The sequence below is a fragment of the Paenibacillus sp. FSL R10-2782 genome, from assembly GCF_038592985.1.
GTDB classification, from domain to species: Bacteria; Bacillota; Bacilli; order Paenibacillales; family Paenibacillaceae; genus Paenibacillus; species Paenibacillus terrae_C.
Window position 1 is genome coordinate 1,029,470 of the sequence record NZ_CP151951.1, and the last position, 25,040, is coordinate 1,054,509.

The 25,040-nt window shown below is 47.6% G+C and carries 23 protein-coding genes and 1 riboswitch; of the genes, 21 read left to right on the forward strand and 2 right to left on the reverse strand.

Features of this window, described 5'->3' with window-relative positions:
- Positions 1 to 97: 97 nt before the first annotated feature.
- Positions 98 to 1,261 (reverse strand): hypothetical protein, encoded by a 1,164-nt coding sequence (locus NST83_RS04675; protein WP_342416757.1) that lies wholly within the window; start codon positions 1,259 to 1,261, stop codon positions 98 to 100.
- A gap of 201 nt (positions 1,262 to 1,462) precedes the next feature.
- Here NST83_RS04675 and NST83_RS04680 point away from each other — a divergent pair, with 201 nt between their 5' ends.
- From NST83_RS04680 to NST83_RS04780, 21 genes are all read left to right on the forward strand, one after another.
- Entirely contained in the window at positions 1,463 to 1,747 is a 285-nt protein-coding gene (locus tag NST83_RS04680; protein ID WP_342416758.1) for a DUF4183 domain-containing protein, read from the forward strand.
- A gap of 432 nt (positions 1,748 to 2,179) precedes the next feature.
- Entirely contained in the window at positions 2,180 to 3,004 is an 825-nt protein-coding gene (locus tag NST83_RS04685; protein ID WP_342416759.1) for a nucleotidyltransferase domain-containing protein, read from the forward strand.
- A 42-nt stretch (positions 3,005 to 3,046) separates the two neighbouring features.
- A riboswitch (TPP riboswitch) is annotated at positions 3,047 to 3,158 on the forward strand.
- 225 nt (positions 3,159 to 3,383) lie between these two features.
- Positions 3,384 to 3,980, forward strand: coding sequence for an ECF transporter S component (locus NST83_RS04690; RefSeq protein WP_342416760.1), 597 nt, complete (start codon positions 3,384 to 3,386; stop codon positions 3,978 to 3,980).
- Positions 3,980 to 5,482, forward strand: coding sequence for an ABC transporter ATP-binding protein (locus NST83_RS04695; RefSeq protein ID WP_342416761.1), 1,503 nt, complete (start codon positions 3,980 to 3,982; stop codon positions 5,480 to 5,482). The genes NST83_RS04690 and NST83_RS04695 overlap by 1 nt, the downstream gene beginning before the upstream one ends.
- Positions 5,457 to 6,248 carry an energy-coupling factor transporter transmembrane component T gene (locus tag NST83_RS04700; RefSeq protein ID WP_342416762.1) on the forward strand — a complete coding sequence of 264 codons (792 nt, stop codon included), beginning with the start codon at positions 5,457 to 5,459 and terminating at the stop codon, positions 6,246 to 6,248. The genes NST83_RS04695 and NST83_RS04700 overlap by 26 nt, the downstream gene beginning before the upstream one ends.
- 140 nt (positions 6,249 to 6,388) lie before the next feature.
- Positions 6,389 to 7,114, forward strand: coding sequence for an ATP-binding cassette domain-containing protein (locus NST83_RS04705; RefSeq protein ID WP_342416763.1), 726 nt, complete (start codon positions 6,389 to 6,391; stop codon positions 7,112 to 7,114).
- A complete protein-coding gene (locus NST83_RS04710; RefSeq protein WP_342416764.1) occupies positions 7,107 to 7,778 on the forward strand; it encodes a methionine ABC transporter permease in 672 nt (223 codons plus the stop codon). Before NST83_RS04705 ends, NST83_RS04710 begins: the two co-directional genes overlap by 8 nt.
- Before the next feature lie 252 nt (positions 7,779 to 8,030).
- Entirely contained in the window at positions 8,031 to 8,879 is an 849-nt protein-coding gene (locus NST83_RS04715; protein ID WP_342416765.1) for a MetQ/NlpA family ABC transporter substrate-binding protein, read from the forward strand.
- 343 nt (positions 8,880 to 9,222) lie between these two features.
- Positions 9,223 to 9,642 carry a hypothetical protein gene (locus tag NST83_RS04720; RefSeq protein WP_342416766.1) on the forward strand — a complete coding sequence of 140 codons (420 nt, stop codon included), beginning with the start codon at positions 9,223 to 9,225 and terminating at the stop codon, positions 9,640 to 9,642.
- A gap of 15 nt (positions 9,643 to 9,657) precedes the next feature.
- Positions 9,658 to 14,628: a DUF5724 domain-containing protein gene (locus NST83_RS04725; protein ID WP_342416767.1), complete on the forward strand. Its 4,971-nt coding sequence runs from the start codon at positions 9,658 to 9,660 to the stop codon at positions 14,626 to 14,628.
- A gap of 179 nt (positions 14,629 to 14,807) precedes the next feature.
- Positions 14,808 to 15,791 (forward strand): Gfo/Idh/MocA family oxidoreductase, encoded by a 984-nt coding sequence (locus NST83_RS04730; protein ID WP_342416768.1) that lies wholly within the window; start codon positions 14,808 to 14,810, stop codon positions 15,789 to 15,791.
- A gap of 867 nt (positions 15,792 to 16,658) precedes the next feature.
- On the forward strand, positions 16,659 to 17,000 hold the full coding sequence (locus NST83_RS04735) for an iron-sulfur cluster biosynthesis family protein (protein ID WP_342416769.1): 342 nt from the start codon (positions 16,659 to 16,661) through the stop codon (positions 16,998 to 17,000).
- Between the two features lie 266 nt (positions 17,001 to 17,266).
- Entirely contained in the window at positions 17,267 to 17,398 is a 132-nt protein-coding gene (locus NST83_RS04740) for a 4-vinyl reductase (protein WP_342417873.1), read from the forward strand.
- Positions 17,399 to 17,436: 38 nt separating this feature from the next.
- On the forward strand, positions 17,437 to 17,778 hold the full coding sequence (locus NST83_RS04745) for a cupin domain-containing protein (protein ID WP_342416770.1): 342 nt from the start codon (positions 17,437 to 17,439) through the stop codon (positions 17,776 to 17,778).
- Between the two features lie 190 nt (positions 17,779 to 17,968).
- Positions 17,969 to 18,526: an SLOG family protein gene (locus NST83_RS04750; RefSeq protein WP_170970800.1), complete on the forward strand. Its 558-nt coding sequence runs from the start codon at positions 17,969 to 17,971 to the stop codon at positions 18,524 to 18,526.
- 227 nt (positions 18,527 to 18,753) lie between these two features.
- The gene (locus NST83_RS04755) at positions 18,754 to 20,550 is read left to right on the forward strand and encodes a rhamnogalacturonan lyase (RefSeq protein WP_342417874.1); all 1,797 of its coding nucleotides are present in this window, start codon (positions 18,754 to 18,756) and stop codon (positions 20,548 to 20,550) included.
- 206 nt (positions 20,551 to 20,756) lie between these two features.
- Positions 20,757 to 21,302 (forward strand): LemA family protein, encoded by a 546-nt coding sequence (locus tag NST83_RS04760; RefSeq protein WP_137061655.1) that lies wholly within the window; start codon positions 20,757 to 20,759, stop codon positions 21,300 to 21,302.
- A gap of 12 nt (positions 21,303 to 21,314) precedes the next feature.
- Positions 21,315 to 22,439, forward strand: coding sequence for a hypothetical protein (locus NST83_RS04765; protein ID WP_342416771.1), 1,125 nt, complete (start codon positions 21,315 to 21,317; stop codon positions 22,437 to 22,439).
- A gap of 118 nt (positions 22,440 to 22,557) precedes the next feature.
- Positions 22,558 to 22,791 carry a hypothetical protein gene (locus NST83_RS04770; RefSeq protein ID WP_342416772.1) on the forward strand — a complete coding sequence of 78 codons (234 nt, stop codon included), beginning with the start codon at positions 22,558 to 22,560 and terminating at the stop codon, positions 22,789 to 22,791.
- A gap of 122 nt (positions 22,792 to 22,913) precedes the next feature.
- Entirely contained in the window at positions 22,914 to 23,783 is an 870-nt protein-coding gene (locus NST83_RS04775; protein ID WP_342417875.1) for a DL-endopeptidase inhibitor IseA family protein, read from the forward strand.
- Positions 23,784 to 23,875: 92 nt separating this feature from the next.
- Entirely contained in the window at positions 23,876 to 24,121 is a 246-nt protein-coding gene (locus NST83_RS04780) for an HPr family phosphocarrier protein (protein WP_014279995.1), read from the forward strand.
- Positions 24,122 to 24,210: 89 nt separating this feature from the next.
- Here the strand turns inward: NST83_RS04780 and NST83_RS04785 are convergent, their stop codons facing one another.
- Positions 24,211 to 24,999 (reverse strand): formate/nitrite transporter family protein, encoded by a 789-nt coding sequence (locus NST83_RS04785; protein WP_137062232.1) that lies wholly within the window; start codon positions 24,997 to 24,999, stop codon positions 24,211 to 24,213.
- Positions 25,000 to 25,040 lie beyond the last annotated feature (41 nt).

Consider the following 25,040-nt stretch of genomic DNA (forward strand, 5'->3'; position numbering starts at 1 on the left):
CCATACGCTGAGCCGATACCTGCAGAGTGGCGTGGTGTGGACTATTGGACGCTTGTACTTCCTCAAAGAGCCCTTGATTGCGGATGCTCCGACTATTCTAAAACTTTTCTAGCCATGATAGGGCTATGTTAACTTGTGAGGCGGCTGAAGATACGGCGGATACGGTTAAACTGTCACCGGGGCTCAGTTCAATTTCGATCTCATTCAAAAGGAGCTGCCCTATATCACTCCTGCCTGCGGCAATGAAAAGTAATGTTTTCCCGTTTGAAACGGTTGTGCCGGAGGTATCAAACTCCATAACGCTTGTATTGGTAGAAACATCCGTAAAGGCCGGAGTTCCTCCCAAAATGGCGTTCTTCACTAAACGTATGGTTGTTGATTGGGTACTATCTACACTGAACGAAATATAATCTAGGAGTACTTGTACGCGATTTGTCTTTGACTGATATGAGGGCTTATTTTGTATCGTGATTATGGCCGATTCAGTCGTAATTGTATTCAAATTACTTACGGAATTACGAGTAACAACCGCGGTAGAATTTCCGTTGCCTTCGACAAATGACATAGCAGATGATGATTGCAGGGTGATATTCGTAGTATTGGTTGTGTTTATGACCTGAGCCATTACAGGAAGAGTTGGATTTAAGATAGACGGAATTGTATTTGCGTTGGGATATTGAATACTATGAACCAAAGTCTGCTTACCTGTAGTTGGGTTTTCAATTAGGAAGGAAATCACTCCGTATCCAAGCCATTGATATTGAATAGAGTATACATTTCCTTTCGTTGGGTCCAATGTCACGCGGCTGGGACCCGTTCCGTCAAACTTATCTGTATTCCATGTGGATTGGGGAATCCAGTTATCGGTTTGGTTAATTCTTCTCAATATACCAAATGAACTGCCATTAAAACCAAAGAAAAAACCATCCGAGCTATCGCCAATTCCAATGATTTGTGTGCTGTTGTCAACACCGGTTGTAAATAGTGCCGTAAACCGTACTAATCCACCTAAACCGGGAGTATACCTTAAGGACTTGATCGTTTCAATATTAGCCGAAGAGTCTTGGCTTGTACCTGTTTGAAGAACAACCATTCCATTGTTTTGAGTTACTGTGCCGCTGCCTGAAAATGATGGAGTAACTAAATCGGTATTAATATTGTAATTGAATGTCCATCCAGCTACTGGCATAAGTTCGATCGTGCGTAAATCCCCGAAAGACGATAGTGGAAATGTATCACTCAAGGGCAAAATAATACTCATTTGCTTCACCTCTCTAAATAAATATAATTTATGAATATGATAGAATTCATTGCATTGAAAGGTACAAATATCTTTTTTGATGTAAAAATACGCCAAAGCACTAAACGGATTAGCTGTTCATCCGACACTTGAACCAGCTTACATAAATGCCCCTTCATTTTTTAAATTCTGGCATCTAATAGTAGGGAGGAGGTGAAAAACATGCCGATAACCAAACCATTTACAGCCAACAGACGGTTTACATCCACAATAGGCGCTGGAACAGGTACAGGCGCGACTTTTTCTATTGTGGCTACAGCTTTCACTGATGACACCGGTGCAGCCGCTACTGCGTTTCCCGCTTCATTCACCTATTACAATCTATATATCAATGCAATGCTTCAAACAGGAGATATTTCCACGGTTACGACAACTGCAATCACGATTCCGGGTGGCGACGTGCTTGAGCAGGCAATGCCGCTTGTTGTTGAATTTGTTGTAACTTAACAGCATATTTAGGGTTAGATATCAGCGAAATACAAAGGTACTGGCAATATGTATAGTTTGGTAGAAGCTTATTTATGGAGTAGGGGATTTGTACGGACTCAAAGTGTCTGTACAAATCCCCTTGGTTCAGAAAGCTAATATGCGTGTCTGGATCGGCCTGTTAAATGTCTATTTTTCAAAATTTGAGAGGTGGGGGCAGACATCCAGTGAATCAACTAAATACATAGATGAATGTTAAAGAGCTTCAGAGGATGAACAGCTGATTCACAAGCTGGTGGCTTTTGCAGAAAAACACCTGCCCTTGGAAGAGATTGCTTCTGCCCTGCCGATTTGCCGGGCTTTGGACCAGAGTATGAAGCACATAGAGGAAACGCGAGAATCCATCCGGGAAAAGCTTCAGGAAAATCTATAAATGATTGGAGAGGGAATAGCATGACAGATCCAAAACATGAGCACGATTTAATTAAACCAGAAATGCGTGATACGATATTGGAGGAGCTACGCGCTTTGGAGCAGGAGGAGCAGGTGCGCATTATATATGCCTGCGAATCAGGCAGTCGGGCGTGGGGATTTCCTTCACAGGACAGTGACTATGACGTGCGTTTTATCTATGTGAGGCCCTTGGAGTGGTATTTGTCCATTTTTGATCAACGGGATGTGATTGAGCGCCCGATCAGCGATTTGCTGGATATCAACGGCTGGGATTTGAAAAAGGCGCTCAATCTGTTTCGCAAGTCCAATCCGCCTTTGCTGGAATGGCTGCAATCCCCGATCCCCTATCTGGAGCCATATTCAGTAGCAGAGCAGATTCGCGCTATATCGCCATTAACCTTCTCGCCGAAGTCCTGTATGTATCACTATCTGAATATGGCGCGGGGCAACTATCGGGATTATTTGCAAGGAGAACAGGTGAAGATTAAAAAGTATTTTTACGTACTTCGCCCGCTGCTGGCCTGTGGCTGGATCGAGCGTTACAACAGCATGCCTCCGATGACATTCGAAGACTTGCTGGAGGAATTCATTCCGGCAGATACAGAGCTTTATCAGGTGATCGGACATTTGCTGCAACGTAAAAAAGCGGGCGAGGAACTGGATATGGAGCCACAGCTTTCGGTGGTCAATGATTATATCCAGCAGCAATTGGCTTATTTTGAACAAAAGGCGCCCTTGCTCCAGCATATGGAGGGCGGACGTGATCAGCGATTGGATGATTTGTTTCGCGCTGCGGTGAAGGAAGTATGGCAAGCCGGATTGTAGGATTGTCAAAGCAATGGATGTGGTGTACATTATAGTGAATTAAAAAGCATTGTCGGGAGCTTGAGAAAGTCAGGCTGAGAGGGTGGCCCTTGCCATCGACCGTGAAATCTGATCTGGGTAATGCCAGCGTAGAGAAACCTAGAGCACTATACAGGATTGCCGCGTGTTTTGCGGTTGTCGGTAGATTCGGTTCATATCTTATAATCAAGCTAGGCGGCTGCGCTTAGGCTATTGATTGTATGAGGTATATCGACGAATGATGTTTTGTATGGTGATCCACCTTTTACTGCGCATAAAGCTTGCCTGGAGATTCAGCTCCAGACAAGCTTTTTTTCATGGCCACGAGGCCCATTTTAAGGGAAAAGGGGAGTACATCATTATGAATACTGCTGTAAAAGCGTCTAATGGATTGAAGCTGACGGATATTTTGGTCACAATTGTGATTGCCGTCGTGTTCGGTTTGGTTTATAAAATATGGGGGCCTGCGTATGATCTGGTGAAACCGCTTGGGCTGAACGCCGAGCAATGGGTGTATGGCATGTGGTTTATGGCGGGCACTTTCGCATACCTTATTATCCGCAAGCCGGGAGTTGCGATTTTGGCAGAGGTGGCAGCGGCAACGGTCAGTGCTTTTTTGGGAAGTGAATGGGGGATGTCCACCTTGTACTACGGCTTTCTGCAAGGTTTGGGAGCAGAGCTGTTCTTTGCGGCTTTTCTGTACCGGAATGCCAACCTGTGGGTCACTTCGCTGGCTGCGGCTGGATCGGCTATAGCCTCCCTGATTTTGGACTTCAGTTACGGGTATATTGATCAGCTTTCGACCTGGAACTATGTTTTGTATGTCGGATTCCGAATGATTGGCAGTATTGTGATCGCCGGGGTGTTCGCGTTCTATCTGGCTAAGGCGCTGGAAGTCACCGGGGTGACACGTACCTTAAGACCCGCAACGGAACAGGACTATAAGGGGCTGGACTAATGAGTGGGGTAGTCGAAGATGTGGTGGCGTCGGTCACTCGTCTTCGTTTGAAATTTCCCGGTGAGCAGGAGCTGCTTTTTCACAATATGTCTGTATCCGTCCGCAAGGGGGAAAAGCTGCTGCTGCTCGGACCGAGTGGATGCGGTAAATCAACACTGCTCCAGGTGCTTAGTGGTCTGATTCCGCGCACGATAGAAGTACCGATGAACTGTGATGCTGTCGTCATTCCAGCGCGTGCGGGTATCGTATTTCAAGATCCAGATACGCAGTTTTGTATGTCGTATGCGGACGAGGAACTGGCTTTTGTGCTAGAAAATAATCAGGTTCCCCGTGAGCAAATGCCGTCTCGTATCCGCAAGCTGCTGACGCAGGTCGGTCTTTCGACGGATGAGATACATATGCCGATTGGCAGCATGTCTCAGGGCATGAAGCAACGGCTGGCGATTGCGTCTGTGCTGGCGATGGAGCCGGAGGTGCTTTTTCTGGATGAGCCGACGGCTTTGCTGGATGAAGAAGGCACCGCACAGGTGTGGGATACGATTCGCCACATTTCAGCAGATCAGACGCTAGTGATTGTGGAGCATAAAATTAATGAAATTGTCCATGATGTGGACCGGATTGTGGTGCTTTCTGCTCAAGGGGAGATCATGGCAGACGGAACTGCGGAAGAGGTATTTCATGTGCATCGGCAGGCGTTGTCTGATTACGGTGTATGGTATCCGGGCGTATGGAATGAGGCATCTTCACCACGTTGGAGTGAACAAGAGGCAGAGGGACACATCTTCTGTGAACTGAATGAGTTAAACATTTCTCATCAGGTAGAAGAGGCGGCTGTGGGTACTCCTATACTGGAGCTGGAGCATTTTAGCGGCCTTCGGGGTTCGAGTCCGGTCATTCATGTGGAGAAAGCGCAGGTGAAGCCAGGTGACTGGATTGGCGTGATCGGTGAAAATGGAGCTGGTAAAAGCTCGCTGCTGCTCTCCATGATGCGCTTAATCCGAACGCAGGGAAGTTACAGCGTGGACGGAATAGAGGCTGGCGGTACGGAACAACTGGCAGAGCACATCGCGTTTGTGTTTCAAAATCCGGAGCTGCAATTCGTAGCGCACACCGTTCGAAAGGAACTGGAGTATTCGCTGCCGGAGAACTTGTTTACGGCTGAACAGCGCCGGGAGCGAGTGGATCGAATGCTCGTACAGTTTGGGCTGGAACGGCTGGATGAACGTCATCCATATCAGCTTTCGTTGGGGCAAAAAAGGCGGCTGAGCATTGCCACAGCTATGATCCGTGAGCCAGCCGTGCTGCTGCTGGATGAGCCGACCTTTGGGCAGGACGCACGCAATACCTTTGTCATGCTGGACATGCTGGAGCAGCTTAGAGCGGCGGGCACGGCGATTGTGATGGTCACGCATGACCCGGAAATTGTCCGTCGATATTGCACGGATATATGGCGGATACAGAAGGGGGAGCTGCGGCATGAACCTGTCTTTTCCCCATCATGAAACATGGCTTCACCGGGTTAATCCGGGATTAAAGCTTGTTATGTTTTCCTTGTTGTTCGTGGTCGTCATTCTGATTCACAATCTGAATGTGATGTTCAATGTGGCGTGTGCTATGCTGCTGTTGCTCGTCTGGACTGGCCATCCGTGGAAGCGACTGCTGCTGTATGGTTCTCCTTTTATACTGGTGTTTATCTCAACCTCCACAGGCATGATAATGTTCGGCAAAGGGGTGACAACCTGGTGGACATGGGGCCTGATCCATATTACGCAGGAAAGCTTTTATCGGGGCATGCATCTTGGATTTCGTGCACTGAGTATGGCAGCGGCAGGATTATTATTTGGTTTGACGACACGCCCGGTGAACCTATTTTATTCGCTGATGCAGCAATGGAGGCTTCCTCCGAAATATGCGTACAGCTTTTTGGCGGCCATGCGGATGATGCCGGTGCTGCTGGAGGAATTCCAAACGTTGAGACATGCCCACCGCATTCGGGGTGTGCATCAGCATGTGTCCAAATGGAATATGTATGCTACGCTTCGCAGATATGCGATTCCGCTGCTGGCTCAAAGCATCCGGCGCGCCCAGCGAATTGCTATTGCCATGGAGGCCAAGGGGTTTGCCAATGAAACCAGGCGCACATACTATTATGCAATCCATTATTCGGCTATAGATATTCTGTTTATTTGCTATTTTGTGGTGATGCTCACGCTGGCTTGGGGGCTCGGTATCGGCTTTCCTTATGTAGGCGTGTGGGATGTACGCTAATTTGCTGTCAAAAGGCTTTGCCCGATTTCTGCTCTGTGTTATATTAATGCAATGGGAAATGACGGCTCGTACAGACCTGACTGGGCTGGCGGGCTTATTACATTTTCCCTGAGAAATGGATCATCAGGAGGCCAGGGTTCATGATTACGCTGCATCAGGTAAGCAAGCATTATACGACCTCAAGCGGCCCATTTCAAGCGGTTCAATCCGTGTCCCTTCAAGTGGAGGAAGGGGAAATTCACGGTATCATAGGTGCCAGCGGTGCTGGTAAGTCAACGTTGCTCCGGCTGATGAATGTATTGGAACGGCCGGATGAGGGAAACGTGGTTGTGAATGGGGAAGAACTGACTCGCATGACGGAAAAACGTCTCCGTGAAGCGCGGCGATCCATCGGGATGATTTTTCAGCATTATCATCTCGTTCACAATCGGACGGTTAGTGGAAATGTGGCAATGCCACTGGAACTGGCAGGCGTCCCGAAAAAAGAGAGAGCGGAACGTGTGCGCGAATGCCTGCAATTTGTCGGTTTAGATGACAAAGCAGAGCAGTATCCAGCACAACTGAGCGGAGGTCAAAAGCAACGGGTGGCGATTGCCAGAGCGCTGGCGAATCGACCTGCCGTGCTGCTCTGTGATGAGCCGACCTCAGCGCTTGATCCGCAAACAACGGCCGATATTCTAGGTGTGTTGCGGGAGATCAATCGTGAGCTGGGGGTTACAATTGTGATCGTAACGCACGATATGGACGTGGTGCGGAGCATTTGTAGCCGCGTTTCGGAGATGCGGGATGGGCGACTGCTTTCAACGCAGCCTGTAGGCGATCCATCGGACGGTTCAAAGGCGGGAGAAGGTGAAGCCCGTGAATGAAACGCTGAGCATCATTGCGCAGTATCAGTCCGAGATATGGAAGGCTATCGGAGAGACGTTTATCATGGTAGGTATTTCTATCGCAGCAGCCGTGCTGCTGGGGCTTCCGGCAGGAACGATGTTGTATTTGTGCGGCAAGGGGCAAAAATATGAGAATCGGCTGGTATTCACCATATTGAACAGTCTGGTCAATGTGATTCGCTCGTTCCCGTTCTTGCTACTGGTCGTGTTTATGATTCCATTTACACGTCTCGTCGTGGGTACGGCACTGGGTACGATGGCAGCTACGGTTCCCATGTCAGTGGTAGCCATTGCCTACTATTCAAGGCTGGTGGAGCAGTCGCTGCTGGATGTGCCCAAGGGTGTAATCGAAGCTGCTACTTCTATGGGAGCGTCTACCCTTCAGCTTATTTTTAAATTTTTGTACGTAGAAGCCCGTTCGGGGCTTGTACTTGGCTTGACCACGTCCACCATCAGCTTCATTTCCTACTCCACGGTGATGGGCATTGTGGGCGGCGGCGGCGTGGGCGATTTCGCCATCCGCTACGGTTATCAGCGTTTTGAAACTGGATTGATGGCGTTCACCATCGTTGTCATGATTATTTTAGTGCAAACGATCCAGTTCACCGGAAGCACGATATCCCGCCGGATCGACAAGCGATAAGATAGGTTATAGCCTGCTATGTTGGAGCGGACGTTTATTGAACATCTTATATGTTCAAGCGTAACAGCAGCCTATGGCAAGAAGGTAAACTGAGGATGTAATCCCTCAGTACCGATAGATCGTAGGCAATACACTTGCACCACCCACTATGGAAAATGAGAATGACTTTACAGTGGCCCATTCGCGAAGCGGCTCCACTGTAACTCATTTTCCTCTTCCCAATCACAAATTTACTTGGAGGTTCTTCACCTAATGAGTCGGAAAAACAACTTGAAAACAAACTTGAAATTACTTGCACTATTCGCTGTCGTCATGCTGCTGGTTGCCGGATGCGGCGGTCAAAAGCAGGCGGCACAGCCTAAAGAAGCGACTTCCCAAAAAGAAGTGACTTTGAAAGTGGCGACACTGATTCCACCGATGACGGATGTGCTGGATATCGTAAAACCATTGCTCAAACAGGACGGAGTTAATCTGGAAATCGTCGTGCTGTCGGACAATATTCAACCCAATAACGCATTGGCAGCCCATGAAGTGGATGCAAACTTCTTTCAGCATGCTCCTTTTATGCAACAATACAATGAAAGCAACAAGTCTGATCTGGTAGCAGTCAAACCGATTTACAACGCCATCTATGGCGCGTACTCCAAAAAATACAAGAACATTAAAGACCTGCCCGAAGGTGCGACCATTGCGATTGCCAACGACCCGGCAAATACCGGACGTTCTCTCGTGATGATGGAACAAAACGGTCTGATCAAGCTTAAAGAAGGCGTAGGCTATAATGCCACACAGGCTGATATTATAGAAAACAAGAAAAAGTTTGTGTTCAAGGAAGTCGATCTCTTGATGCTGGCGCGTTCGCTGGATGATGTGGACATGGCTGCCATGTATCCCGCTTATGCCAAGCCGCTGGGCCTGACACCGAAGAAGGACGCGCTGATTACAGAAAAGGATGATACCCACTTTGCCATTAATCTGGTAGCGCGCAAGGATAATGCGGATTCGGATGCCATTCAAAAGCTGGCGAAGCGAATGACCGGTCCGGAGGTTCGCAAATTTTTCGAGGATAATTACAAGGACAGCGTCATTCCAGCGTTTTAATTGAAGTGTTGAAACGTTGTTTTATGATGAGTTGTGGCCTGTATAAGGTAATGAAGTCTGTGATGAGCAGATGGAGTTCCTTGTGCAGGTCTTTTTCTTTTCTATCCTTAATATGGATATTTTTCATCGAAAACAGGGTAAAAAGTCTTAGTTTTTAAGTTTACTGGGCGTGATATGGCTGTGATTTTTGGTCATATAGGGCGATGGAGTAATGCTTGCGAGCATATTAAAATAAACATACGAACAAGCATTCGTTTTCGATTTCGTTAACAGTGTCTTTGGATGGATGAAAAATTCAACTGACAACGGGTAAGAAGCGGAAGCAAGAAAGAAGGGGAACGACATGAAGCTGGCTGTAACTGTAAAAAGTTTGGGAAAAAGAAAGCCAGAACTCGCAAAACAGGAATTGGAGCTGAATCCTGCCCCTGAAACTTTGCGAGAGCTGATTGCTGCTACCGTCGCCCTGGATGTCCGCAGACTGCGTGAAAAGCAGGAGAGTGTTGCACTGATTCCGTTCCTCACAGGGCAGGAGGTTCAGGCGCAGGGCGAGACAGGCAAGGTAGGATTCGGGTCTATCTATAATGATGGCGTTCCTGATGTGGAGGATGCAGTAAACACGGCGATGCAGGCTTTTGAAGACGGGTTGTACAGGGTTTTTGTACGTGATGAGGAAGCCGCTGTGCTGGATGCCCCTTTGTTGCTTGAGGATGGAGACGAGATTGTATTTATACGGTTCACAATGCTGGCCGGAAGCCTATGGTAGAGGGGGAAATGAAATATGCATCAGGAGAAAAATGAGCAGGAATATTTCACCGAACTGAAGGGGCGCGCGGCGCAACTGGATGGACAGCAACAGGAATTGGCCCAATATGTAGTGGAGCTGGGTCGAATTCATTACATACGCGAGGATGAGGAGCCTTTTAACGAATGCCAGCGCATACTAAAAGAACAGGCAGAAGCAAGCGGAGATCTGCTGTTCAAGCCACTGGCAGAGGTGTTGCGTCAGTTGATTGGAACAACGGCGGGGGATGTGCTTGCATATATAACGGAGCATGTGACTGAATATCCATACAGTACAGGGTATGAGCGTAAACCGTTCCGTACCTCGGATATGACATTCCATACTTCGCGGATTTACAAAAGAATGGTGCAGCTTATCCGAATGGACTGGATCGGCTTTTCGCTTATAGATTATTTAACGAAAAAGGATTATGAACATGGAAATGACTATCGGATTCAAGAGACGATTAGTGATTGGATAGCCTATGAGTTGGATAACGGTAATCCGCAGGTGTTGGAGGCGCTAAAGGGGATTATTTATGGCGATAACCAGACTGCGCTTCTTACGCGTGCCATGATTAAAGGAATGCTCTTGAGCCATCAAGAGGAGAATTACCATATGGTCGGCGAGCTTTTGGCAGCCGCCAAGCTTCAGGAGGGATTGCGCCAAAGCATCGTGGAGCAAATGGATGAGGGAACCCCGGAGGCTCTTGTATATTTGTTGAAGGTGGTTATCGACCAGGGATTCATTCGTTACAGCTCGGTGGTACGGGCGCTTGCGGTATGGACAGGCATGGGCTTGGAGTCTGCTAATCAGCGGGTGGTTCGCCAACTGATTGAGCAGGCGTATGAAGCATTGACAAACAGCGAGCTGCGTCAGGAATGGCTGACCAGCGCGAATGCCAATGAGGTATATATGAGCTTGTGGGCTACCGCTGTACATGAGGAACGTGATCTGTATGGACAAGTTCGGCAAGTCATGGAACAGGGAGCAACTTATCAGAAGATTGTAGCGCTTTATGTACTCTCTAACAGTCAAAATAAGGATGTGCGTCTGGGGATTTCCAGAGAATATCTGAATGAGACGGACCCGGAGCTTCAATACTGGGTGCTGACGAACTATACAAATAATTATTTTTACGAATGGGTAGAAGGCGGAACAGTCGCGGATCGGATCGTTAAAGTAGTTCGTACTCCATTACTGGAAAATAAAGAAGAGCGACGCAAGGATTTTGAGCGGCTTCATGCTCTGTTTGCACAGATGAAAAAAGGGGAGTCTACCGAGTCCTCCAAGGTGCTGGATTTTGTAAACGTTCATCACCGCTCGGATGCGCCAATTCAAAAAATGCTGTATCTTGTCGGTTACGACATGGACGCGACCTGGATTGGAGAAATCATAGCCTTAAAGGACCAGATTAGCTCTAATTTACGCGGTGAGCTGCTGAATCAATTTGTGCGGAATCCGGATGATACGGTGCAGCGTGAATTTATTTTCTCAAGCCTGTCCGACAAAAGTATGAGCATTCGTGAGTTCGCTGTTGCCAAGGCGCACAAGCTGACGCTGGCGGAAGAGGAAATGCAGCAAATGGAGGGGCTATTGAAGCTCAAGACGGGCTCCCTGCGACAAAGTGTCATTGGTGTATTGCTGGCGCAGCCGGAGAAGTCTCTGCATAGCTCGTTGGAGCGGTTGCTTCGGGCAAAGGCGGAGCTACAACGATTGGGCGGACTGGAAATATTGACGAAGATATATGCAAGCCCTGAGCGTGCCGAGCAGTATGAAACCCTCAAGCCTTTAGCAGATATCATTCAGCAGCCGACGGCTAAGGAGGAACAGCTGCTGTCCAAGCTGGAGCAGGTGGATGCTTATACAGAGGCCAATGGCTTTGGTCTATACGATCCGAATGCCAAGGAAGCTTGGCTGGAAGAGAAGGTTGAGCTGGGAGGATTTCGATTAGCTGATATTTTTGTATGCCCCTTGGAGAAAATCAAGAAGTTCCTGAGCGGACTGAATGAGCTTGTCCACCAGCATCGTGATGTAGAATATACGGCTGAGTATTATTCGGGCTACAAAGAAACGCTGCTAATCGGTGCTAATTTTCGTACCGTGCGGTTGGCTCAGCCTAATGAGGAGGCAGTTTCCATGCTGTCTTTATATCCTCTTCACGAGGAATGGAGTCGTTATTTGCAGGAGAGCGACATGGAAGCCAGTGAACTGCTAGAGCTTGTTTTATATGACCGATTGGAGTCTATGGATCAAACACTTGACCGCTATTACCGTTATTTCTCCAATCATAACATGGACTATTCAGAACTGAGCAAGCACAAGCTGCTGGAAGAATGGCGTAAAGATTTCGCTGAACAAATGTATCCTTTAGATCGAATTAACGAGATGCAGCGATGGATAGCAGAGTTGACGTATAGCGATCAGGTAAGCACGCTGATTAATGCTTATTTTCTGGACACTCCCGGTGATAAAACCTTTGATACCATTGATTTCTCGTTGAATACATTAATGCAATCTATGCCGAAGGACAGACCTTCTGAGGACATGGGAATGCTGCACCTGCTGTCTAGCCCGTGGATCGGGCTGGAGAAAGGGCGTGTACATGATGATGAGTCCTTTAAACGTTTTTTCCATACTTTTGTTAACTATAATGAACTGGCAGCTGTATTAAATCACTTTTATTCACCGCTGGATCTGGATGATTATTTTAAAGCGTATGAAAAAGGGCTGATCGGTGTAGGAGAAGTGTATCGGGAACTATTGGCTGGCAGTGACAGCAGAAGACATATGAGTTCCTTAACGAATGCCCGCAATACATGGATTGCCAGCAATCCAGAATTTTTGGAAATACGGCGTACGGTTATTGACCGACTGCTGGAGGTTGAATTGGTTCGAGGTGATTTGCCTACCGAGGCCACGCCAAAAGTGATGGGATTGAGCCGAATTGAAGGCATGGATTATTTCATCCGTATTCTGGATGGACTCGACAAGGAAACGTTCGTGCGTGGTTATGTGTACGGTTACGGCGATCGTATTACCAAAAAGGAATCGTTCAGCCACTTGCTCAAGGTATGTTATCCGCGTGATGGCGAGGATTCTTCTTTGTTGAAGGAAAAGCTGAGTAACGCTAAAATTACGGATAAACGTCTGCTGGAGGCGGCAATGTATGCTCCACAGTGGATTGAAATTGTAGCAGGCTACCTCGGATGGGAAGGTCTTCGCAGTGCTGCATGGTACTTCCATGCACATATTAATGAAGGTTTTTCCGCCGAGAAGGAAACGATTGTAGCTCATTATTCGCCAATTGCTCCGCAGGATTTTAATGATGGAGCCTTCGATATTCACTGGTTTCATGAGGCCTATGAGACGTTGGGCGAGGAACGTTTTGATCTGCTGTACGACTGCGCCAAATATATTTCGGCTGGAGCCAATCATCGCAGGTCCCAGTTATTTGCGGATGCGACGCTGGGTAAGCTGAAACTGAGTGAAATGAAAAAATCGGTGGAAGACAAACGGAACAAGGAGCATTTGCTGACCTACAGTCTGATTCCTCTTGTCAAACCTCCCGAACCAGATGTACGGGAACGTTATGACTTCATCCAGAAGTTTCTGGAACAGAGCAAAAAATTCGGGGCACAGCGTAAGGCCAGTGAAGCTCTGGTTTCACGAATTGCGCTTGGGAATTTGGCACGTAATGCAGGCTATGATGATGTAACCCGGCTCGTGTGGGACATGGAAGCCCGTAAGCTGGAGGATCTTCGGTCTTATTTTGAGCCACATGCTTTGGAAGAGGCTACAACGATACAGCTTGTCATTGATGAAGAAGGAACGGCAGATATTGAGATTGTCAGCAAAGGGAAGACGCTGAAATCTATTCCGTCTCGCTTCAAGAAGGATGAGTATGTTACTGCGTTGAAGGAGCTTAAAGGCGATCTGGTAGATCAGTACCGTAGAGCCCGCAAGGAATTGGAGCGCTCTATGGAGTCCGGCACGGCCTTTATGATGAAGGAATTAACGGGATTATTAGGCAACCCTGTGCTTGCTCCGTTGGTGCGAACGCTAGTTTTCAAGGCTGGAGATCGCTTGGGATATTTCAATGAAGATACATCCGGGTTGGCCGATCCTTCGGGTCAACAGTATCCCGTAGGTGAAGAGGACAAGCTGATCATCGCTCATCCGCTCCATTTGTACGAAAGTGGTCGTTGGAGCGACTTCCAGAAGGATTTATTTGACCGCCAGATTCGGCAGCCGTTTAAACAGGTGTTCCGTGAGCTGTATTTGCCGAATGCAGATGAACGTGCAAGTGCCACCGTTTCCCGTCGATATGCAGGACATCAGGTACAACCGAATAAAACGGTAGCCCTGCTGAAAGGTCGCCAGTGGACGGTCAGCTATGAGGAAGGACTACAGAAGGTGTATTATGCCGAAAACCTGATTGCTAACCTGTACGCGATGGCAGATTGGTTCTCACCAGCCGATACCGAGGCTCCTACACTGGAGACGGTGCAATTCTTGGATCGGACAACGTATAAGAGTGTGCCGTTGGAGGAGGTTCCTCCAGTGCTGTTCTCGGAAGTCATACGGGATGTAGATTTGGTCGTCAGTGTCGCCCATGTAGGCGGTGTTGATCCAGAAGCCAGTCTTACGACCATTGAAATGCGCAACGTTATTGTGCAGGAATCGCTGCGTTTGTTGAAAATCAGTAATGTACGCTTGGATGGCAATTATGCGCGTGTAGACGGCAGTCTTGGTGAATATGCGGTACATTTGGGAAGCGGCGGTGTCTACAAGCAGGCGAAGGGAGCGCTGCATATCATTCCGGTGCATTCGCAGCATCGTGGGCGCATCTTTCTGCCGTTCCTGGACGAAGATCCAAGAACAGCCGAGATTTTATCCAAAATTGTACTGCTGGCTGAGGATCAGAAAATCAAGGATCCGCAAATTCTTGCGCAGCTCCAGGCGTAGGATAGAAACTGTAATATAGAGATTCATTTTGAAGTAGCGTGAAGCCCTGTCCATGCAGATCCGTGTGGCGGGGCTTCATTATTTGTGCCCAGATAATTCTTTTGTTCCTGGCAGGGGTTTGCTAGAATAAAAGGGATTGTGTAAGTCAACGTTGACCATATGCAGGGAGGGACACAAGTATGAGCAAGAAGATCAAATGGGGAATTGTCGGCACAGGATGGATTGCAGATCAATTCGCCGCGGATTTGGCACATGTTACGAACGGAGAAGGATACGCTGTAGGCTCACGCACTATTGAAAGCGCTACCGAATTTGCAGCCAAGCATCAAATTGCACGCGCTTATGGAAGCTACGAGGAACTGGCTCAAGATCCCGAGGTAGATGCTATATACATAGGCACTCCTCATCCTTTTCATAAAGAAAATGTTCTGACGGCTCTTCGGGCTGGAAAAGCCGTCCTGTGTGAGAAACCTTTCACCGTGAATAGTGGGGAACTGGAGGAATTGATCGGCTTAGCACGTGAACATAAGCTGTTCCTGATGGAAGCGATGTGGACACGCTTTTTGCCTCCGATTCGCCAAGTGCGGGAGTGGATAGATGCAGGACGGATTGGTGAGGTCAAGCTGGTTAAGGCAGAATTTGGTTTTCGTGTAGATTGGAATCCCGAGGGGCGGCTACTGAATCCTGATCTAGGCGGAGGTGCTTTGTTGGATACGGGGATTTATCCGGTTTCTTTTGCCTCGATGGTGTTCGGTCCTGAACCCAAGCATGTATGGAGTACCGCTCATATCGGGGAAACGGGTGTCGACGAGACGTTCTCCATCCTGCTGGATTACGGAAACGGGCGCACGGCTATGCTTAACGGGGCAGTTCGTCTCGGACTGACGAATGAGGCATATATTCATGGCACAAAGGGATATATCCACATCCCATCTTTCCTGAATAGCACATCGGCTACTTTACATGTGGACGGCGAAGAGGCACAAACCATTCAGGATGAACGAGCTTCTACAGGGTACGCTTTTGAAGCAGAAGAAGTGGGACGCTGCCTGAATGAAGGCTTGCTCGAAAGTTCCACGATATCTTTGGATGAATCACTGGGTATTATGAAGCTGATGGATCAGATTCGCGCACAGTGGGGGCTTCGGTATCCTTTTGAGTAATCTTCCCGGTTAACGAGTAGTCCACGCCGGTATCCTCACCAGAAAAATTACCGGGTGTGAACGGAATGCGCCGCCCTGGATGAAATATGCGGGCAGACCTACAATGGCTAGTATTTGGACTATAACGATCCGCGCGTCTATTCCGCGTATGCTGACTATTTTGTACGCTATATTCAGGCTTAAGCGAATGAAGATATTCCGATTCAGGCGATTTCCATTCAAAATGAGCCAGAGCTCACTACGTCCAAGTATCCCATCATGAGTATGGGGGCAGCCGAGCAGGCAAACTTTATTAAGCATATTTGGTCCTGCCTTAAGTCGGAACAAATTGTCCACCCAGATTATTGCTTTTGATCATAACGGGGATACCGGAAGTGAATATGTCCGTACGGTGTTGGGAGATGAGCAAGCCCGAAGCTAACCGCACGGCAAGGCCTTTCACTGCTACAAGGGAGAACCCACAGAGATGACAGACGTGCTAATGCCTTCCGAACAAGGCTGTGTACATGACAGAATGCAGCGGGGGCAGTGGAGTACGGATTTTGGAGACAATTTTCAATGGAACTCTTCGACTTCATAAAAAGGCCATTCTTCTGAATGCTTACAGTAGTAGATTTAGAGCGCTTAGCCTATCTGGCTAGGTGCTCTTTCTTGTGTGTTTCAAAGTTCAAGCCGCGAAAAGATAAAATTGTAGTATTGTTCTGAAATGGTCGGTCCGACCATCACTCAAATCGTTCAAAAAGTGAGTGCAGTCACACAAGTACATTGAAAAGCTTAACTATAATGTATACATATACATCGTTTTAAATTTCTCCCTTTTGGACCAACGCTTCCAAGCATTCATGTATAAAGGAGAAGAATAGCCTCATGGAAATACAATTACAGTTGGATCCCTTGTCAGTTGAACGATTAGCAAGGGCGCTTTCAGCAGAATCGGGAGTATTTAAGTTGTTTTATGACACAGAGGACTGTGGATGTAACGGCGTAATTGTCATCTTGGTGGTCACTGCGCCCGATGCTACCGATATAGTCATTCAGTCCGAGCCCTATTGTTTTTTTGTAGACCGGCAGCAGGAGCAGCAATTCGACAGCAGAATGAGGCTTGAGGCAGACCCTAATTATCCGTCGTTTAAATTGAGTAGCGATGCGGGCCTATTCAGCAGCAACATTAGAATTAAAGATGTGCGTGTAAAATCGTCAAGAACGTAAGAATACGAAGGGAAGAAGACGATCTGCTACACCGATAATTAGTTAAAATAAATTCACTCTTCGTCAAGGACTGGTGGAAAATATGAATAAATCAAGTACTGTACAAGAGTTTACATTCGATGATATGAAAAAGATCTCACGACCTGCTTGATATATTCCGTGAATTAAAAATAGGAGATCCTCACATTGTTCTTGAGGAAGAACATAAAATTCATGTTGCCGTAAAAGATTGCTTTTGCGAGGGATTACCCGAGATGGAAGGCAATATGGTGTGTGATTTGGAAGGAGCAATCATGGAAGGGGCATTGAGCAAAATCAAAGCTAAGAGAGTTAATGTCAGAGAAATAAAATGTAATGTAAACGGAGACGACTATTGTGAGTATGAAATCCGTTTTTAGCAAGTTGGGAATAAAGCCTAAATAGGGAGTGATTTTCAGTGGAAAAGAATAATCTTGCCCAATTTCAAGAATATCAGGAGAACAAATTTACTAAACGCATTCTTCATAAAGAAGCGGAAAATGTTATTTTTATTCTGAATTTTAGCCCGGGAACCGAGTTGCCGTCCCATAACCATCCGGGCGCTAACGTTTATATTCTGGTTCTTGATGGACACGGGACAGTAACCAGCAACGGGACGGAAACCTCGGTCGTTAAAGGGGATATCATTCATATCACCGGAGATGAGAGTTTCTCTTATCGCAACGACACAGATATCGAATCCAGCCTTTATGTCGTTTTAACGAAAACGCCCGGCGAGCACTACGCCCAAAATATATAATACAGACTAAATCGACATGAACACGAAACCAGTAACGAATCCAAAAAGACGAACCTCATCCAGCAAACATGGAGCGAAGTTCGTCTTTTTGGACATATTCACTCAGCTCTCCAAAGAACTATGTTATGTAGCAGCCTCCTTGTAAGTGGTACAATAACCATTATGACCATACGAGAAGGACGTTGAGATGATGAAAAACTTGCTCGTTTCGGGCTACCGCGCCCATGAATTGAATATTTTCAGCCAAAAGCACGAAGGTATTCCATATATCAAAAAGGCGATCACAGGCAGGCTCATTCCCCTGATTGAAGAAGGACTGGAGTGGATTATTACCCCCGGTCAGTACGGGGTGGATCTGTGGGCCTGTGAAGTGGCAATTTCACTGAGGCAGCAGTATCCTCACTTAAAATGCTCCATTATGGCAGCCTATCAAAATATGGAGGAAAAGTGGAAGGAGGATAAAAAGGAGTATTTTCAGCAGATTTGTGAGGGAGTTGACTATGTGGGAGTTGTCAGCCGCCAGCCTTATCAGGGAATATGGCAACTCAAGGCGCGGGATGAACTGCTTTTCCGCAAAACCGATGGTTTATTGCTCGTTTATGACGAGGATGCCGGGGAGGGCAGCCCACGTTTTATGAAAGAACTGGCATTAAAAAAGCAGCAGGCAGAAGGCTATCAATATATCAGCATTAGCTCAGAGGATATCCAAAGCATAGCAGAGGAAGAACGATTATTCATGGACCTCTGATTTTTAAAGCATTAGCTCTGATTTTTGAACAAAAAGGACGAATGCGTCCCTTTACTTTTATGTAAGCGCTATCATAAAATTTAAACAACAATAATTTATCAGTCAAATAAAATTAATTTATTGAAAAAACATTACCATGAAAGGAGTTAAGGATTCAGATGAAAAAAAGATTTCGGTATACCGCGTTGCTCTGTCTCGGTGTTATTTTGTGTGGAACAGTCACCCCGATGGATAGCCAGGTCTCTGCTGCCTCCACGAGGCAAATGGAAAAGCTGAACCGGGGAGCCGTCGCGGTCAAAGTGCCGGAGGGCGTGCTGGTGAGTTGGCGTTTGCTGGGCACGGAAGCGGATTCAGTCAGCTTCAATCTGTATAGAGGGACAAGCAAGGTCAATGATGCGCCGATTACGTCGAAAACCAACTTTTTGGACAAGGCTGGCACAACCGCATCCTCATACACGGTTCGTGCCGTAGTGAATGGAGCAGAACAGGCTGCTTCTCAGGCAGTGAAGGTTTGGAGCAACAACTATCTGGATGTTCCCATCCAGCAGCCTGCAGGCGGTACAACCCCGGATAATGTGAGCTACACGTACAATGCCAATGACGCCAGTGTAGGTGATCTGGATGGGGATGGCGAGTATGAGATTGTGTTAAAATGGGACCCTTCCAATGCCAAGGACAATTCGCAATCCGGCTACACGGGAAATGTATTTTTGGACGGCTACAAGCTGGATGGAACACGCAAATGGCGAATCGACCTGGGCCGGAACATTCGGGCTGGAGCGCACTACACACAATTTCTCGTCTATGATTTTGACGGAGACGGCAAGGCGGAAATCGTATGCAAAACAGCAGACGGCTCTAAAGACGGCACAGGTGTAACCATCGGCAACGCTTCGGCGGATTATCGTAATGCCAGTGGTTATATTTTGGACGGGCCTGAATTTCTGACCGTGTTCTCGGGCGATACGGGCAAAGCACTTAGCACGATTGACTATGTGCCGCCACGGGGAACGGTATCCAGTTGGGGAGATAATTATGGCAACCGGGTGGACCGTTTTCTCGCCGGGGTTGCTTATCTGGATGGCGTACGGCCGAGCATAGTCATGGCACGGGGGTATTACACCCGAACGGTTCTGGTCGCGTACGATTGGCGTAATGGTAACTTGAATCGACGTTGGACCTTTGATAGCAACAGCTCGACCAATGCCGGAACCGCCGGACAGGGCAACCATAGCTTGAGTGTGGCGGATGTGGATGGAGACGATAAGGATGAAATTGTGTACGGTTCGCTGGTAGTGGATGATACCGGAGCGAAGCTGGCTAACTCTGGGATGGGACATGGGGATGCACTTCATGTCGGGGATTTGAATCCCGACCGTTCAGGATATGAAGTGTTTAAGGTAAACGAGGACAAAAATGCGACTTATGGTGCTGCCATGTATGACCCGCGTAATGGAAACATTTTATGGGGCGTAAATACAGGCAAGGATACCGGGAGAGGCATGTCGGCAGATATTGATCCCCGTACAAAAGGGAACGAGCAATGGGCGCCGGGGATCGGCGTACGTTCGGCAAAAGGAGAGCTTATTACGAATACGCTACCGTCCTCCATTAATTTTGGAATTTGGTGGGATGGCGACCTGCTGCGTGAGCTGTTGGATCATACCTCATCGAGCGCTGGTAAAATCGACAAGTGGAACTATACCAACTCGACCACTTCCAATTTGCTTACGGCGACAGGTACCAGCTCCAATAACGGAACGAAAGGAACACCATCCTTGCAGGCCGATCTGTTCGGCGACTGGCGCGAGGAAGTGATTTGGCGCAAAAGCGATAATTCCGCCCTACGAATCTACACAACACCGTATGAGTCAGAGTATCGTTTTTATACACTTATGCATGATCCGTTGTATCGCCTGAGTATAGCGTGGCAGAATGTGGCCTATAACCAGCCGCCACACACTGGGTTTTATCTGGGAGAAGGGATGTCCAAGCCCACGCAGCCGAATATATATACCCCTTGATTTACAGGTCGGTTTGAAGGCCGAAATGAAACAGCGAATGAACCAAAACGGAAAGGGCCCCGGGTTGAACGGAGCTCTTTTTGTCATGCCATTATTTAGTTGATCGGATAAGGTGTGTTATTCATATTCCCGCAGGAATCTACCGATAAAATACAAAGTAACACACATTTTCTATGAATGACAACAATAGAAGGAGCGCATGACGAATGGGAAAAAAAGTGTTGATTGGTTTGGCTATATTTATGGGCGTCATTATTGTATTTTGCTTGATTACGGTAGGTTCGATCTGGAGTCACCGGAATACGGCTGTGAAGCTGGAAGGAAGAATTGAGGCTCAATATCTATCGAACCAGTCCAGCTACGATAATATGTGGAAGAAATTCAAGGAAATGACGCAGGTCACGGATTTACAGGCTGGACAGGTCAAAGAGGTATACACAGGGATGATTACCGGACGATATAATGATACGAATTTGCTGTATCAGGCGGTGCATGAACAAAATCCCCGTTTGGCTACATCTGTATATACGGATCTTCAGCGCGAAATTGCCGCCAGTCGCCAGCAGTTTGATAACAACCAGAAGCAAATGATGGATATCGTTCGGGAATATAACACGTATATTAAGGTACATTTTATTATGGCTTCCCTGACCAATATGAAAACATATGATATGTCCCAATATATCGTAACTTCAGACCAAACCGAGGATGCTTTTACCAAGAAGAAAGCGGATGAAATCCGTCTGAAATAGGGGGATCAATTTATGTATTGGTTTATCCCTTTCATCATATTCGTGGGGTTGATTCCAGTGAAACTACTGACCGGGACCCGCTGGAAAACGATCATTTGGACTGCTATTTTTAGTGCTGTATTGACGGCTGTGACGATCTACATTGATTTCCGAATAGAGACATGGGATACCGAGGTATGGTCCGGCAAAGTCACAGATTGGCACCATAAGGAGGAATGGGATGAGTGGCATCCGCCCAGAAAAAGCTGTAGTAAAGACAGTAATGGTAAAGAGAAGTGTACGAGACATAGTGGCTACTGGGAGCATCACAAAGCGGAAAACTCCATTTATACCACAGATGACGGATGGATTCGCGTGGATCGTGCGCCCGATGGCAGCACGTTTGGGGATAGCTGGCCCAACAATACCGCAACACTAAAATGGTTCTGGCCCTATGGCACACCGAGTGCTTCAACGCATCATTATCTGAACAAAGTACAGGCCTCCTATTCCATTTTCAGACATAAAGATATAGATGTGGAGCAATACTCCGACCTGCCGGAGTACCCCAAGGCTGTGCTCAATTATATTGATATTCACCGTATTATCGGTCAGGTTCCTAACAAAGCAAAGGCATTACGTATGCTGGCGAGCATGAACACTGAACTGAACAAGCCTGTACCCAACCCGGAAAAACCGGGAAAAACGAAGTCATGGAAGCAGGTCAATTTGATTTTTGTTCATGTGGGCTTGAATAAAACACAGGACTATGGCTTCGCGCTTCAGGACAAATGGGAGGGCGGGAACAAAAATGATTTTGTCGTAGCCTTCTCTACCAACGAAAACAATGAACTGCTATGGGTCTACCCGTTTTCATGGAGTGAAGTGGAACTGCTAAAAATAGAGGTCCGTGATTACATGATGAGCGTACACCAGATCACCGATTTTGTACCCATTGTCAAGAAGGTAGGAAACTTGGTGGCAGCCCGCTTTGTGCGCAAGTCTTTTTCCGATTTTGATTATTTGCAGATTGATATTAGCTTGGGAGGATGGGTTTCCATATGCGCTCTTAATCTGATGCTGGTGGGCTTGTACTGCCAGAATGTTATGGAGCAAAAAAGAGAACGACAACTTCAGGAGCGGGGAGTAACAGGCTAGATGTGGCATCACCTGTGCAGCCTTCTTTTTCAGAAGAGAGTCAACGTATGATTTTCATAAAAAAGGGAACATTAGTTCTTATTGGTGAAATATACGTATGAAAAAGGAGGCGGGATATGTGACATCTCTAACGACCGAAGGTATGATTGCGCTCGTAACCAATGTCGGATTCCCAGCTGCATTAAGTCTGATTCTGTTAAAATACATCCTTGTCACCCTCAGCCGCAGATTGGAGCAGCTTGACCGGTCTGTTAAGCAGCTGTCACGATCCCTGGAAGAGGTGGAGGCCCAGCGAGTGAAGCAGTCAAAAGAATCGTGCCCGACAAATACGGACAAACTTCGTGCAGAATGAACAATAAAGGCAAATAGAAACAATTTAGCAACCCAATTGTGGCAGGAGATTCTTATAATAGAAACGTGTGCAGTTTATGCAGGTATATGATTATGGAGGTGCATAGAATGATGAAAACAGGTATGAAAATAAATACGAAACTATCCGCGTTGTGCATCGCAGCCGCACTTATGAGCGTGGCGCAGGCCGCCGCCGCCGCGCCCGTCGTGACCGCTCCAGCGGAAGCGACGCAGCCGGGCGCTGCCAGTCCGGCCGCAGCCGCCCCGGCCAAGGTGCCAGCACCAGCAGCATCTTCGTCGGTTACGACGCCAGCCCCGGCACAAGCGCCGTCGGTTCCAGCTGCATCGGCCCCGGCCACAGCCGCCGATTCCGCCAAGGCTGCTACACCAGCAGCTCCGTCTGCGCCAGCACCGCGCCCTGCTTCAGTAGCGCCAGCGGCTGCTCCGTCCGTACCGTCGACTGCCAAGCCGTCGAAGCCGCAGCAGCCGTCTACCTCGGCGCCAGCAGCAGCCGAAGCTGCCAGCGTAAAGCCAACGCAGCTGGATAAGCTGAATCACGAGAGCGCCATTCCGCTCGTGCTGGAGGCGCAGTCACGTTATCTGTACGCGATCAGCGGTGGCAGCACGGTGGGCGAATCGTTCCAGTGGAACGGCAAAAGCTACCGCTACCTGTCTGAGGACATTGGCACCAAGACCAAGCTGATCAGCTATCTGACGCAGGCCTACACCAAGCAGGCCAGTGAGCAATTTGTCAGCAAATTTTTCGTTGAAGTCAACGGAAAACTAGCTCAGCTGGACGCAGATGGTGGTAACCTGCTGGAGTTCAACCGGGCAACAGCGAAAATGGTGACGATGACCCCGATTAAGCGCAGCTATCTGCTGACCGTGCCTTATCCGGCAGGAACCAAGCAGGCGAACGAGAAAATCACCGTGAATTTTGAAAAGGTCGGCAGTTACTGGAAAGTCAGCACCGCGCCACATGTCATTTTCTAAATTAAGATTTTGCAACGTTATTCACAAATGGAGTAAAGTGAGGTTGAGGCTTGTTTCGTAAGTCCCAATTCAAGGCAGGGGAGTGCTGTGCAATGATGACACCCATTAAGGTAAAAGACGTTAAGGATATTGAAAAAATCAATCAAATCGTTTCGAATTATACCTATGATATTTGGATTCATGGCAAAAGCGGCATGGCAGATGCCAAATCCATTTTAGGCATGTATGTGTTAAAGCTGGATGAACCGCTGACTCTGGTGGTACCTGACACCGTCAATCCCAAAAAGCTGTTTAAGGAGCTGGAAGAATTTATTCATTTTCCTGCTCAAGAAGGATAACAGACACGTAAACACCTGTAGATGCTGCATGCTCTAACTAAAAATAATGCAAAGAAGCCATGGAATCCTTAGATTCCACGGCTTCTTTTTTAATGCTCCTCCTCGTCCAAAAACGGGAGATTCACCGAATAGTACATCACACCCATCAGCAGCACGCCGCCAACCAGATTCCCAAGCGTAACCGGAACAAGGTTATGAATCACGCCAGCAACAGAGACCGTACCCGGATGATCCAGCACGAGCGCAATGGCGAAAGTACACATATTAGCCACACTATGCTCATATCCCGAAATGAAAAAGCAAAATACGAACAGCATCATGGCAAACATCTTCGCGCCGTTCTCCTTCATGAACATCGGTACAAAGAAGGCAAGGCAGACCAGCCAGTTACACAAAATAGCTCGGAAGAACAGCTGCATTGTGGGCGCTTCCATCTTATGCTCCACCACGTTCAGCAAAAAACTGTTCACATTGGAGGACTCAAACAGCCCAGTTAAGAAAATAAGGAGTGCGAACACCCCGGCACCCAGCAAATTACCGCCATAGCTGGCAGCCCACAGCCGAAGCACCTGTCCCCAGCGGAGCTTTTTACGGAGCGCAGCATAGGTGTAATAAAAGGTGTTGCCTGTAAACAAATCCCCGCCGCCGTAAGCGATCAGAATGATGGCCGCCCCGAACGTGAGCGCTGCCATAGGATAAGTGAATGGAGAATGCTCCATGTAAAAAAAGTTGCCCGTCTTGAAGGCCACAATAACGCCGAACCCGATGAACATACTCGCCAGCATGGAACGAGCCAAATACCGGAGTAGGCTTTGCTTGTAAATTTTGTACTTCTTCATGGCTAGCTGTTCGACATTGCGTAAGCCTTCCGTCTCCATATTCAACGACAACCTCCTATTTTCTCGAATGTAAGTCTTTA

Excerpts from the sequence above, each read along its gene's own strand:
- NST83_RS04775 (WP_342417875.1), top strand. The coding sequence starts at position 22,914 with ATGAAAATAAATACGAAACTATCCGCGTTGTGCATCGCAGCCGCACTT.
- NST83_RS04760 (WP_137061655.1), top strand. The coding sequence starts at position 20,757 with ATGGGAAAAAAAGTGTTGATTGGTTTGGCTATATTTATGGGCGTCATT.
- NST83_RS04740 (WP_342417873.1), top strand. The coding sequence starts at position 17,267 with ATGGTGTGTGATTTGGAAGGAGCAATCATGGAAGGGGCATTGAGCAAA.
- NST83_RS04695 (WP_342416761.1), top strand. The coding sequence starts at position 3,980 with ATGAGTGGGGTAGTCGAAGATGTGGTGGCGTCGGTCACTCGTCTTCGT.
- NST83_RS04680 (WP_342416758.1), top strand. The coding sequence starts at position 1,463 with ATGCCGATAACCAAACCATTTACAGCCAACAGACGGTTTACATCCACA.
- NST83_RS04705 (WP_342416763.1), top strand. The coding sequence starts at position 6,389 with ATGATTACGCTGCATCAGGTAAGCAAGCATTATACGACCTCAAGCGGC.
- NST83_RS04750 (WP_170970800.1), top strand. The coding sequence starts at position 17,969 with ATGAAAAACTTGCTCGTTTCGGGCTACCGCGCCCATGAATTGAATATT.
- NST83_RS04700 (WP_342416762.1), top strand. The coding sequence starts at position 5,457 with ATGAACCTGTCTTTTCCCCATCATGAAACATGGCTTCACCGGGTTAAT.
- NST83_RS04715 (WP_342416765.1), top strand. The coding sequence starts at position 8,031 with ATGAGTCGGAAAAACAACTTGAAAACAAACTTGAAATTACTTGCACTA.
- NST83_RS04675 (WP_342416757.1), bottom strand. The coding sequence starts at position 1,261 with ATGAGTATTATTTTGCCCTTGAGTGATACATTTCCACTATCGTCTTTC.
- NST83_RS04755 (WP_342417874.1), top strand. The coding sequence starts at position 18,754 with ATGGATAGCCAGGTCTCTGCTGCCTCCACGAGGCAAATGGAAAAGCTG.
- NST83_RS04735 (WP_342416769.1), top strand. The coding sequence starts at position 16,659 with ATGGAAATACAATTACAGTTGGATCCCTTGTCAGTTGAACGATTAGCA.
- NST83_RS04730 (WP_342416768.1), top strand. The coding sequence starts at position 14,808 with ATGAGCAAGAAGATCAAATGGGGAATTGTCGGCACAGGATGGATTGCA.
- NST83_RS04785 (WP_137062232.1), bottom strand. The coding sequence starts at position 24,999 with ATGGAGACGGAAGGCTTACGCAATGTCGAACAGCTAGCCATGAAGAAG.
- NST83_RS04725 (WP_342416767.1), top strand. The coding sequence starts at position 9,658 with ATGCATCAGGAGAAAAATGAGCAGGAATATTTCACCGAACTGAAGGGG.
- NST83_RS04690 (WP_342416760.1), top strand. The coding sequence starts at position 3,384 with ATGAATACTGCTGTAAAAGCGTCTAATGGATTGAAGCTGACGGATATT.
- NST83_RS04685 (WP_342416759.1), top strand. The coding sequence starts at position 2,180 with ATGACAGATCCAAAACATGAGCACGATTTAATTAAACCAGAAATGCGT.
- NST83_RS04720 (WP_342416766.1), top strand. The coding sequence starts at position 9,223 with ATGAAGCTGGCTGTAACTGTAAAAAGTTTGGGAAAAAGAAAGCCAGAA.
- NST83_RS04765 (WP_342416771.1), top strand. The coding sequence starts at position 21,315 with ATGTATTGGTTTATCCCTTTCATCATATTCGTGGGGTTGATTCCAGTG.
- NST83_RS04780 (WP_014279995.1), top strand. The coding sequence starts at position 23,876 with ATGATGACACCCATTAAGGTAAAAGACGTTAAGGATATTGAAAAAATC.